This window comes from Ensifer sp. EB106-03-01-XG145, from assembly GCF_058792075.1.
Map to the genome: position 1 here is coordinate 17965 of NZ_JBYTEC010000036.1, position 10886 is coordinate 28850.

The 10886-nt window shown below is 59.0% G+C and carries 11 protein-coding genes; 3 read left to right on the plus strand and 8 right to left on the minus strand.

Translation table 11 applies throughout. The features are described 5' to 3' along the window. Nucleotides 1-16: 16 nt before the first annotated feature. From AC3WWH_RS32855 to AC3WWH_RS32890, 8 genes are all read right to left on the minus strand, one after another. The gene (locus AC3WWH_RS32855; RefSeq protein WP_492377555.1) at nucleotides 17-787 is read right to left on the minus strand and encodes a hydroxypyruvate isomerase family protein; all 771 of its coding nucleotides are present in this window, start codon (nucleotides 785-787) and stop codon (nucleotides 17-19) included. Beyond that, nucleotides 775-1425: a 3-oxo-tetronate 4-phosphate decarboxylase gene (gene otnC / locus AC3WWH_RS32860; protein WP_492377556.1), complete on the minus strand. Its 651-nt coding sequence runs from the start codon at nucleotides 1423-1425 to the stop codon at nucleotides 775-777. Before otnC ends, AC3WWH_RS32855 begins: the two co-directional genes overlap by 13 nt. Beyond that, complete coding sequence (gene otnK, locus AC3WWH_RS32865; RefSeq protein WP_492377557.1) at nucleotides 1422-2687, minus strand: 3-oxo-tetronate kinase; 1266 nt, start codon at nucleotides 2685-2687, stop codon at nucleotides 1422-1424. Before otnK ends, otnC begins: the two co-directional genes overlap by 4 nt. Before the next feature lie 22 nt (nucleotides 2688-2709). Next, nucleotides 2710-3609 (minus strand): L-threonate dehydrogenase, encoded by a 900-nt coding sequence (gene ltnD / locus AC3WWH_RS32870; RefSeq protein ID WP_492377558.1) that lies wholly within the window; start codon nucleotides 3607-3609, stop codon nucleotides 2710-2712. A 21-nt stretch (nucleotides 3610-3630) separates the two neighbouring features. Next, nucleotides 3631-4722 carry a tartrate dehydrogenase gene (locus AC3WWH_RS32875; RefSeq protein WP_492377559.1) on the minus strand — a complete coding sequence of 364 codons (1092 nt, stop codon included), beginning with the start codon at nucleotides 4720-4722 and terminating at the stop codon, nucleotides 3631-3633. Further along, nucleotides 4719-6170 carry an aldehyde dehydrogenase family protein gene (locus AC3WWH_RS32880; protein ID WP_492377560.1) on the minus strand — a complete coding sequence of 484 codons (1452 nt, stop codon included), beginning with the start codon at nucleotides 6168-6170 and terminating at the stop codon, nucleotides 4719-4721. The genes AC3WWH_RS32875 and AC3WWH_RS32880 overlap by 4 nt, the downstream gene beginning before the upstream one ends. Nucleotides 6171-6195: 25 nt before the next feature. Continuing rightward, nucleotides 6196-7020 carry an SDR family NAD(P)-dependent oxidoreductase gene (locus AC3WWH_RS32885; protein ID WP_492377561.1) on the minus strand — a complete coding sequence of 275 codons (825 nt, stop codon included), beginning with the start codon at nucleotides 7018-7020 and terminating at the stop codon, nucleotides 6196-6198. Between the two features lie 105 nt (nucleotides 7021-7125). Next, entirely contained in the window at nucleotides 7126-7914 is a 789-nt protein-coding gene (locus AC3WWH_RS32890; protein ID WP_492377562.1) for an HpcH/HpaI aldolase family protein, read from the minus strand. Between the two features lie 235 nt (nucleotides 7915-8149). Between AC3WWH_RS32890 and AC3WWH_RS32895 the strand changes: the two genes are divergently transcribed. From AC3WWH_RS32895 to AC3WWH_RS32905, 3 genes are all read left to right on the plus strand, one after another. Further along, a complete protein-coding gene (locus AC3WWH_RS32895) occupies nucleotides 8150-8989 on the plus strand; it encodes a hypothetical protein (protein WP_492377563.1) in 840 nt (279 codons plus the stop codon). 226 nt (nucleotides 8990-9215) lie between these two features. Further along, on the plus strand, nucleotides 9216-10433 hold the full coding sequence (locus tag AC3WWH_RS32900; RefSeq protein WP_492377564.1) for an MFS transporter: 1218 nt from the start codon (nucleotides 9216-9218) through the stop codon (nucleotides 10431-10433). Continuing rightward, nucleotides 10430-10825, plus strand: coding sequence for a cyclophilin-like fold protein (locus tag AC3WWH_RS32905; protein WP_492377565.1), 396 nt, complete (start codon nucleotides 10430-10432; stop codon nucleotides 10823-10825). Before AC3WWH_RS32900 ends, AC3WWH_RS32905 begins: the two co-directional genes overlap by 4 nt. Nucleotides 10826-10886 lie beyond the last annotated feature (61 nt).

Sequence of the window (10886 nt, forward strand, 5' to 3'; positions counted from 1 at the left end):
TCCCGGATGTTCGCTGTCAGTCTCTGAAAGATGCAAGCCACGCGAGATCGGGTACTGGACCGTTCGCAGGCAGATACTCGGCACCGATCGGCTGTGACCAGCCGAGTTCACGCACGCGGCGGAGGGCAAACGAGTAGTCAAGTTCACCGTGGTCCGGACTGCCGCGATCCGGCACAGAGGCGATCTGGACATGGCCGATCAGGGGAAGGGCAGCCTCAAAACGGCGAGTGACATCGCCGCCCATGATCTGAACGTGGTAGAAGTCGAACATCATCTTGAGGTTCGGCTTTGCGACCTGACGGATGACGTCGGCGGCCTGCTCCACCGTGCTTAGAAAGTACCCTGGTGCGTTGTAGTGATTGAGCGGCTCGATCAAAATCGTAGTGTCCGGTCCCGCCCGCTCGCATGCGTACGTCAGGTTCTCGATGAATGTCTGGCGCGCGCGCGGTCCACTGGAATTTCCGGCCATCACATGGATCGCGCTAGCCGAAATCTCGTTGGCATACAGAATGGCTTGGTCGATTGCCGATCGTGCCTCTTCTTCCCGTCCCGGAAGCGCGGATAGGCCGTTCTCGCCAACTGTCACGTCGCCGCGGACGGTGTTCAAACCAAGCATCTTGAGGCCGGTTTCTTCCAACGCCGCTTTAGTTTGCTCCGCCGGCACGGTATACGGCCAGTGGCACTCCACGGCATCGAAACCGGCTTCCTTAGCGGCCTTGATCGCTGCGGGCAGGGGCCGGTCATTCCAGAGGAATCCGAGGTTCGCCGAGAATTTCACGCTTCCCACTCCACATTGAAGGTCGTCACAACGTCGAGAATCTCTTCCGCCTTGAGTTGGCGAGGACGACATCCGCACGTCAGCATCGCGAGCCGCGCCGTTGCCTCGAGTTCCTCAATTGCGTTGCACGCTGCCTCGACGTCCTTCCCAGCAACAACAGGACCGTGATTGGCCAGCATCACGGCAGTCCGCTTCCCTGCCAGCCCGCGAACCGCGTCGCCCATAGCCGGGTCGCCCGGTCGGAAGAAGGGCAGGAGTTTGACCCGGCCAAGCTGCATGATCGCGTAGGGCGTCAACGGAGGAAGAAAGTCGTCCTCGTTGACGTCCGGCATCATCGACCAGGCAACGGCGTGGCACGAATGCAGGTGAACGACAGCGCCTGCCTGGCTCCTCGTGTCATAAAACGCCGTATGGAGGGGCATCTCCTTGGTTGGCTTGTCGCCGGCGACATGCCGTCCTTTATTGTCGAAACGGCTCAGTCTCGATGGGTCGAGGCGACCGAAACTGGTCCCCGTCGGGGAAACCAACAGACCCCCGTCGGAGGTCCGGGCCGAAATGTTGCCCGTTGATCCGTGGGTCAGCCCGCGGTCGAACAAGGACTTCGCGAGGTCGCATATCTGCTCACGCAGGCGCGCTTCTTCTGTCATCGCTCGAGAACCTCCAAGGCCTTCGAGAAGAATTCCTCATTGCCGAAATTACCGGATTTGAGCGTGATCGCGATCCGGGCGTTCTGGGACTTCGCGAAGCACCATGGGACGCCGGGTGCGATCTCTGCCCCGATGTTGAGGCGGGTGACGCCTAGAGCCTTTGTCACGGAGCCCGAGGTCTCGCCGCCGGCGACAACAAATCGGCGGTAGCCGATGTTTCGCGCTTCCTCTGCGCAGGCCGCCAACGTGGCCTCGACCAGCGAGCCGGCTCGCTCGACACCCAGACGGTCCTGGGCAGCGCGGACGGCATCGGGGGCAGCCGTCGCGTAGATCAAGGGAGTGGCTGTTAAGTCTTGCGCAGCCAGCCAGGTTAGCACTTTCGCATTTCCGGCCTCGGCAATCTCCAAGGGGTCGAGCTTGAAGCTCGGGCCGCCCTTTGCCAGGAAGTCGGCTACTTGGCGATTGGTCATCGATGAGCAGCTCCCGGACAGAACAATTGCGGGACCGGGATCGTACGAACGGGCATCGGAAGTCGACTTCGCGAGACGACCCTGCTTCGCCCATAGCTCGGGAAGGGGCATCGCCACGGCACTGCCTCCCGTTAAAAGGGTCATGTCCTGGCAGGCTTCCGCAATGATGTAGAGATCGTCGTTGGCCACAGCATCGACGACGACATGGGCCACGCCGTCCTCGGCGAGCTGCGACAACCTTTCGGTAAGGGAAGCCGCGCCCCTGGCAACAGCGAGGCGGTTCGCCAGCCCGACCGGTTTCGTGACCTGTGGTGCGAGCAAGCGTGTAAGGTTGGAGTCGCGCATCGGGGTAAGGGGATGATCCTTCATCGGGCTCTCGGAGAGCGGTTGCTCGCCGACGAAGAGATTACCCATGAAGATTGCTCGGCCATTTTCAGGGAAGGCCGGGCAATAGATCGTTTGCTTGACGCTTAGTGTTTCCATCAGCGCCTCTGCGACGGGACCGATGTTGCCTTTAGGCGTTGAATCAAAGGTAGAGCAGTACTTCCAGAAGAACCGCTGCGCGCCGGCATCTTGCAGCCATCTGAGCGCCGCTTGAGTCTCGTGCACAGCCTCTTCGACGGGGCTTGTACGGCATTTGAGAGCGATGATTTCCACCGGGGCGCTGTTTTGCGGTGGTTCCGCGGGAACTCCCATCCGGAGCGACACTGGCACCCCTGATCTGGCGAGCAGTCCAGCGAGATCGGTTGCGCCGGTAAAATCATCGGCGATCGCACCAAAGAACGTTGCCATCTTATGTGTCCTTGCCGATAGGTTACGACCCGGACTTCACGCCAGGGAGTTCAATCCCGGCGTTACGTGCGTATATCTTAGCCACAGCTGCATCGTCTTCGCGGCCCAGTCCCATGCCCGACGCCGCAACGAACTGCTGGAGTGCTGCCGCAGTAAGAGGAGCCGAGAACTTCGAAGTGCGGGCCACGTCGAGCACGATACCCAGGTCCTTGGGCCAGATGTCGATCGCCGAATGAGGCGTATAGTCGCCCGAGGCAATATGCGGAGCTCGGTTCTCGAGCATCCAGCTTGTGCCGGCACATTGGGGGATCACCTTGAGGAAAGTCTGAGGATCGATGCCCTGCGTGATGCCGAAAGTGATGGCCTCGGCCATTGCAGCGATATGAGTTCCAGCAAGCATCTGGTTCACGGCCTTCATTGCCGAGCCTGCCCCCGCGGCGTCGCCAAGCTCGAAGACTGTCTCAGCCATAGCGTCCAATGTTGGCCGTGCACGAGAGAACGCTTCCGGGGTGCCAGAGGCCATGATTGAAAGCTTACCATTGGCTGCTTTCACTGATCCTCCGGAGATCGGAGCATCGAGGAAATGGATTCCCAAGGCAGAACAGCGTTCCGCAGCTCTGCGCGCAAAATCCGGAGCGACCGTGACGCACATTATGACGACCGTACCGGGGGAAAGTTTCGAAGCGACGCCGTCCGTGCCAAACAACACTTCTTCGGTTTGGGCCGAATTCAGGACGACGACAACGACGGCATCAAGCTCGCTTGCTGCAGCGTTCAGCGCGGTTTCGGAACCGCCCGCGGCGTGAAGTCGCTTGACCGCGTCAGGGTTCACGTCTGCGCCAAAGACTTCGTGGCCCGCTCGAAGGAGGGAGGAAGCCATTCCGAAACCCATCGATCCCAGACCAAAGACACCAACTTTCATTTTACTACTCCACTCCAACGATCAGGTGTTGGATCCCATGATTGCTTTGATCACCGCGTCGGTCACTTCTCGTGTCGTCGCGGTGCCTCCTACGTCAGGTGTTGAAATTCCGGCTGCACAGACGAACTCGATCGCCTTCATCAGACGAGCCGCAGCGTCCGTCTCGCCGAGATGATCGAGCATCTGACATGCTGTCCAAAAGGCGGCGATCGGATTGGCGATACCTTTGCCGGTGATGTCGAACGCCGATCCGTGTATCGGTTCGAACATCGACGGAAACCGTCGTTCCGGGTCTATGTTTGCCGTGGGCGCTACGCCGAGGCTCCCTGCAAGCGCGCCGGCCAAGTCCGAAAGTATGTCAGCGTGAAGGTTCGTCGCGACAATGGTGTCCAAGCTTTGCGGATGAAGCGTCATCCGAACCGTCATCGCATCCACCAGCACCTTGTCCCAGGTAACGTCCGGGTACTCTTTGGAAACCTCAGCCGCGATTTCGTCCCACATCACCATTCCATGGCGCTGGGCGTTGGATTTCGTGACCACCGTCAACTGCTTCCGCGGCCGCGATTGCGCGATGCGAAAGGCAAAGCGCATGATCCGCGTTACACCCACCCGCGTGAAGATCGCCACTTCCGTAGCGACTTCCTCAGGCAATCCCCGGTGAGCACGGCCGCCATGACCTGAGTACTCGCCTTCCGAATTTTCGCGAACAATGACCCAGTCGAGGTCACCGACCCCCCTGCCGAGCAGAGGAGTCGGTATCCCCGGGAGGATCCGCGTCGGGCGGACATTCGCGTACTGGTCGAACCCCTGGCAGATCGGGAGGCGCAAGCCCCAGAGGGTTATGTGATCCGCGATATCCGGCGCACCGACCGCGCCGAAGTAGATCGCGTCGTGACCTTTCAATTGCTCAAGGCCGTCTTCCGGCATCATCCGGCCATGTTTGCGGTAGTAGTCGGAACCCCAGTCGAAGTGAGTCACCTCGATCCGCAATTCCTCCGAGCGACGCTGCAGGACGTCGAGCACTTCCAGGCCGGCTCCGATGACTTCCGGGCCGATGCCGTCAGCTGGAATGGCCGCGATTTTGTGCGTGCGTCGTCCGGTCTGTGATGTCATGCGAATTCGGGCAAGCCTCTTGCCTCCTCCTCAAAGCCATAAACGGATTTGATCTCGAGATATTCTTCAAGGCCGACACTGCCCATGGACCGCCCGATGCCGGACTGCTTGTACCCGCCCATTGGAGTTACCGAGTTGGTGGCTGCTCCATTGAAGCAGATGCGCCCGGCGCGTAGGCCGGCAGAGAATTCGTATCCCTTCTTTCGATCGCCTGCGAAGACGTAGCCGCCCAGGCCGTAGGGGCTGTCGTTCGCAATTTCCAGGGCCTGGTCCTCGGAAGAATAGGGGATCACAGCGAGCACCGGACCGAAAATCTCTTCCTTGGCGATCGTCATTTCCGGAGACACATGGGTAAACACGGTCGGCTTGACGAAATAGCCTTGGTTGCGGCCTTCGGGCTTCCCGGTGCCACCACAGGCAAGGCGAGCGCCCTCGTCGATGCCGACCTGGATGTACCGCTGAATGCTATTGTACTGAGATTCGTTGACCACCGGTCCCATGGTCGTGGCCGGATCGCGTGGGTCACCGAGCTTGTACTTCGAAACCTCGTCAACCAGGTACTTGGTCACCTCATCGATCTGGCTCTCATGAACGAGCATGCGGCTAGGGGCGTGGCACGATTGGCCCGCGTTGAAGAAGCAACGCTGGATGTTCCAGCGAGCGGCCTTTTCCAAGTCCGCGTCCTTGAGAACGATGTTCGCTGACTTTCCGCCAAGCTCGAGCGAAACGCGCTTGATGGTTTGCGCAGCTGCCTCGCCAACTCGCGCACCAGCTGACGTCGACCCAGTGAAGGAGATCATGTCGACCTCCGGGTGGGTGGACATCGCCGCGCCGACTTCGCTGCCCCTGCCAATGACCAGGTTGAAGACACCAGCGGGCACGCCGGCTTTTTCGAGTACTTCGGCAAGGATGACCGAGCTGATCGGAGAGGCATCCGAAGGTTTCAGGAGGACGGTGCAGCCCGCGGCGATGCCATAGATCGCTTTGATCACCGGCGTTTGAACGGGCCAATTCCAGGGGGAGATCAGAGCGCAAACACCGATCGGCTCGCGTCGAACGATGGTGTCGCCCAGGCGGCTTTCGAAATGATACGTTCTAAGGAGGTCGCGAGCGACCTTCATATGGCCAATGGGACCAGTTGCCTGAGCGCGGGCACTGACGGGAATCCCAACTTCCTGCGCCATCACGTCGGCGAATTCATCGACACGCTCCTCGTAGGCGGCAATGATACGATCGATCAGCTCGGCTCGCTCTTTCAGCGAGGTCTTCGAGTAAATGTTGAACGCTCGCCGTGCAGCTACCGCGGCCTTGTCAACGTCTGCCGCTGTTCCACCAGTGGTGACGGAGGCGAACGGCGCTTCCGTATACGGGTCCGTCAACAGCTTCTGGCCAGCCTTTGAGGGCTCCACCCAACGGCCATCGATGTACAATTTTCCGTAGTGTTTCATCGAATTGCTCCGCTCGATCCACCAATCAGAAGCTATGGGTGTAGCCGCCATCGCAGGCGATCGTTTGCCCGGTGATGAAGGACGCAGCTGGCGAGGCGAGGAACATCGTGATGCCAACCAGGTCCGACGGGACGATGGTGCGCGGTATGCACTGGAGATCGATGTTTCGCTGAATGATTTCCTGCGTGAGGCTGGCTTTGCGTTCCGCTACTTCGGTCGCAACGGTGCCGGGGCGAATGCAGTTGGCGGTGACGCCATGCGGCCCAAGTTCGCGAGCGAGCGAGTTGGTCATACCGATCAACGCCGACTTGGAGGTCACGTAATGCAGATAGTTCTTGGTGCCGCGGTGAACGGAGGCTGACGAGATGTTGATGATGCGACCAAATCCGCGTTCCCGCATCCCCGGGGCGACCGCAGCAGCACAGTAGAAGACGCCGTTTACGTTGACGTCCATCACCTTCTGCCATTCCGCAGCTGGAATTTCGTCAAACGGACGCTTCACGAGAGCGGAGAAAATGGAGGCGTTGTTGACCAGCACATCGATGCGGCCGAACTCTTTGTGGACTGCAGAGACCATCGCATCGACCGACTCCTTTTTCGATACGTCGACCGACAGAGCAAGTGACCTGCCGCCGGCGTCCGCGATCTCCTTCGCGACGTTTTCAGAGTTGGAGATGCTCAGGTCGGCGATAACGGCGATTGCGCCGGCTGCGGCGAATTGCCGGGCTAGTTCCCGACCAATACCTTGGCCAGAACCGGTCACCAGGACCACCTGGCCTTTCACGCTGAAATCTCGTGCTTGGGCCGGGACGGGTGAATCCACATTGTTCGATACGGTTCCGATGTTCACGATAGTCCTCCAATAGACTTCCCGTTGGACTTTCGCTGTGCGGTCCAATGGATCGAGGTGTGTTTTCGTCAGACCGCCTGATTGACGGCTTTGTTCTGTCTAGGCTCAGCGAAACGACGCAGCAGTTGCGATCGCCGTGTTCATCAGGAACCCAGTGTCGCTGCCCGTTGAGACATATCGTGCACCCATGCGGATGATCTCCTTGGCGATTTCCGGACGGGTATTGAGCCCTCCCACACCAAGATGCTTGCCGTTGGCGTTGCAGACGTCGAGGACGTGCTTGTAGGCTTCCATGACCTTAGGGCTGTCGAGTTGGCCGGGGATGCCAAGCGAGTTGCAGAGATCATTGGTGCCGACGAGAAGCATGTGCATTCCGTCGACTGATGCGATGTCAGCTGCGTTCTCGACCGCGTTCACGGATTCGATCATGCCGACAACCAAGGTTGCCTCGTTCATCTTGGACATGGTCTCAGCTGCAGGGCCGCCGCGGAACAGCGTGTGGGCGTTGGTCGCGAGAAGGGAGCGGTCCCCCTTGGGCGGAAACAACGCCGCCTCGACGATATCCTCCGCTTGGGCCCGTGTTTCTACGTGAGGGACAATCACGCCCTGCGCGCCCGTTTCGAGGGCGCGGCTGATATCGGCTTTGTTGTGTCCGGCCACGCGAACAAGCGGTGTCACTCCCAGCGCTGCCGCCGCGATGCTGATCTGGCTGACGGTCTCTAGCGAGAAACTGTTGTGTTCGAGGTCGATGTAAAGGCAGTCGAAGCCTGCGCTTCGGGCAATCGCCGCGATCTCAACGCCGCGGACGATGCGGACAACCATTCCGACGGCAAGCTCGCCGGAGTTCATGCGCGTCTTCATCAGGTTCTTCGTGGGCGTTTCGAGCGTTTGCATATGAGATTCCAAACTAGCTAGGTTACCGCGTTCCGACTTCGTTCATTCTTGTCGTTGGGCTGTGCTAAAGGTTTGAAGCGAACGATGGTCGCGATCAAGTGCGCTGGCGAGTCGAGGGCGCGGAGCAATAACAAGATGTTATAGCTCGAGTTTGGGGAGGATTTCGGAGCCGCCCACTTTCCTATTATCTGAGGGGCAACAGGATTGTTCTCACCGAAGATAAGAGGAGTGAAAGATGCGTATTTCAGAAGCAGCTACCGCAGAAGGCGGTGCAGTAGGTACGATGCGAGCTGGCAAGCTCGATCAGAAGTTCCTGTTGCAAGGAGACGACGACTCCCCGAACAACTATCTGCTCAACGTTGGCCTTACCGGATCGGGCGGTTGGGGCACCCCGCGTCACCGCCACAACTTCGATCAGATCCGTTACGTCCTCAAGGGCAAGTACCCTGCGTCGCCGCACAAGATCATGGGTGAAGGCTCGGTCGCCTACTTCCCGGAAAGTGTTTACTACGGCCCGCAGGATCGCCCGGAAGGGCTGGAAATGATGGTTATCCAGTTCGGTGGCGCAAGCGGTGCCGGCTTCCTCAGCACGCCGCGTCGCGAGGCTGCAAACGAAGCCCTCAAGGCGAAGGGAGAGTTCAAGGACGGCATTTTCACCTGGATCGATGAAAAGGGGCAGAAGCACAATCAGGACGGCGCGACCGCTTGCTACGAAGAGGCGACCGGTAAGAAACTGGTTCTCGCCCCAGCACGCTACGACGATGTCGTCATGATGGATCCGGAATCGTACGACTGGGTGGAAACTGGCACGCCGGGCGTTTCGACGAAGCTCCTGGGTACGTTCACCGAGCGCAACACCAAGATCGGTTTCGTCAAGGTCGACCGCGGTGCTACGTTCAACACAGGCTCGCGCGACCAGATCGAAGTGCTTTTCATGGGCAAGGGTAACATTACGGTCGACGGCAAGACCTACGGCGACAAGACTGCTATCGAGCTTCTGCCCTCGGACGGCCCAGTTGACATCAAGGCTAACGAAGACTCCCTGTTCTTCACGGTTACGATGCCGAAGTTCTGATAATATTCGATAAAATCGAATGCCGGTGTGATCGCTTCACGCCGGCATTATTTTTGCTTGCAGGTTCCGTTCAGGTGCCCGCTGCGTCTTTGGCCGCAATCTGTTGGAGGCCTTGGGATGGGCAGGAGGGAAATTCACCCTAAGTGCGCATTGATGAGCAAGATCGATAACTGCAAGCGAATTGATCCGGGTAATCAAATAAGTTGGCCCGCCTTATGTTCGGGACATGACCCAACAAGCTCTCATTCACTCAGACAACCTTCCTCGGCCCCAAGCGGCTTCCGCGGCGTGGGGCGCGATTCTCGCGATGACACTCTGCGTTGCAGTGCTGATCTCTTCCGAATTCATGCCTGTAAGTCTTCTCTCGCCGATCGCGAGCGACCTCGGTGTCACCGAAGGACGTGCAGGCCAGGCTATATCGGTTTCCGGGATTTTCGCCGTCCTCACCAGCCTCTTCATTTCGAACCTGGCGCGCGGAATCGATCGTCGTCTCGTGTTGGTTTCCTTCTCGCTGATCCTCATTGTCTCCGGAACGATCGTCACGTTCGCGCCGAACTACCCAATTCTCATGGTTGGTCGCGCGCTGCTTGGCGTAGCCATTGGTGGCTTCTGGTCCATGTCGACCGCGATCGTCATGCGTCTGGTTCCTCCGGGTTCTGTTCCTAAGGCGCTCGCCACGTTAAACGCGGGCAATGCCATTTCTGCTACAATTTCAGCGCCCTTGGGCAGCTTGCTTGGTAGTTACATTGGATGGCGGGGCGCGTTTTTCGCGGTTGTTCCGCTCGCGCTGGCCGCCCTTGTTTGGCAGTGGGTCAGCCTGCCGTCGCTTCCTGCAAGAAGATCCGGTCGATCGCCGCTCGTGTTCAAGTTGCTCCTGCGGGGACCCGTGGCATTCGGCATGGCATCCATGTTGCTCCTTTTTGCAGGGCAGTTCGCGCTCTTCACCTATCTGCGCCCTTTTCTGGAGACAGTGACGCTCGTCTCCATATCGACCCTCTCGGTTTTTCTTTTGCTGATGGGACTAGCTGGGGTCGCCGGAACGTATGTGATCAGCGGTCTTCTTCAGTCCCGCTTGTTCAGCATTCTAGGCACGGTGCCCGTCGCGATGGCGGTTGTTGCCATTGGCTTGATCGTGTTCGGCACCTCGATCCCCGCTACGGCGCTTTTGCTTGTCTGTTGGGGGCTGTTGGGGACCGCAGTGCCGGTTGGGTGGGGAACATGGCTCAGCCGAACCATGGCTGATGATGCTGAAGCCGGAGGCGGCCTACAGGTGGCGACAATTCAGTTCGCCATCACGCTGGGCGCTTCCGTAGGGGGTGTGTTGTTCGATGAGGCAGGCTGGCAGGTCACGTTTTTCTTCGCGGCGGCTGCGCTGCTTGGTTCGTCCCTGTTTGCTTTCTTTGCATGGCGTTCAACGGTGAAGCCAAGGAGACTGCCTCAATGATCACACGTCGCAGAAATCTCTTCTTGGGAATGGGGGCCGCCATGATCGTGCCAAGTGTCGGGTTCGGCCTAGAGGCCACTCCGGTTGATGGTCAGCGTTCCGCCGCTGTCCGCGTGAAGTTTACTTTCGGTAAATCTGAAATGACGGCGACGCTCTACGACAGCCCGTCAGCTCGTGACTTTGCCTCTATGTTACCCTTGGACCTTACGATCGAAGACTACAGCAACAACGAGAAGATCGTCCGCCTTCCTCGGAAGCTGACCGAACAGGGAAGCGGGCCTTTTGACAACGAGCGACCCGGAGACCTCTGCTATTTCAAGCCCTGGGGAAACTTGGCGCTATTCTATGGCGACTATCAATGGGACGGACTCATCCGTCTAGCAGGCTGTTGAAAAAAGGATCTGGCCTGACGGCTTTAGCCGTGATTCATTGGCTTCGTGAGTTTCGGGGTTG

Excerpts from the sequence above, each read along its gene's own strand:
- ltnD (WP_492377558.1), bottom strand. The coding sequence starts at position 3,609 with ATGAAAGTTGGTGTCTTTGGTCTGGGATCGATGGGTTTCGGAATGGCT.
- AC3WWH_RS32905 (WP_492377565.1), top strand. The coding sequence starts at position 10,430 with ATGATCACACGTCGCAGAAATCTCTTCTTGGGAATGGGGGCCGCCATG.
- otnK (WP_492377557.1), bottom strand. The coding sequence starts at position 2,687 with ATGGCAACGTTCTTTGGTGCGATCGCCGATGATTTTACCGGCGCAACC.
- AC3WWH_RS32895 (WP_492377563.1), top strand. The coding sequence starts at position 8,150 with ATGCGTATTTCAGAAGCAGCTACCGCAGAAGGCGGTGCAGTAGGTACG.
- AC3WWH_RS32880 (WP_492377560.1), bottom strand. The coding sequence starts at position 6,170 with ATGAAACACTACGGAAAATTGTACATCGATGGCCGTTGGGTGGAGCCC.
- AC3WWH_RS32890 (WP_492377562.1), bottom strand. The coding sequence starts at position 7,914 with ATGCAAACGCTCGAAACGCCCACGAAGAACCTGATGAAGACGCGCATG.
- AC3WWH_RS32900 (WP_492377564.1), top strand. The coding sequence starts at position 9,216 with ATGACCCAACAAGCTCTCATTCACTCAGACAACCTTCCTCGGCCCCAA.
- AC3WWH_RS32875 (WP_492377559.1), bottom strand. The coding sequence starts at position 4,722 with ATGACATCACAGACCGGACGACGCACGCACAAAATCGCGGCCATTCCA.
- otnC (WP_492377556.1), bottom strand. The coding sequence starts at position 1,425 with ATGACAGAAGAAGCGCGCCTGCGTGAGCAGATATGCGACCTCGCGAAG.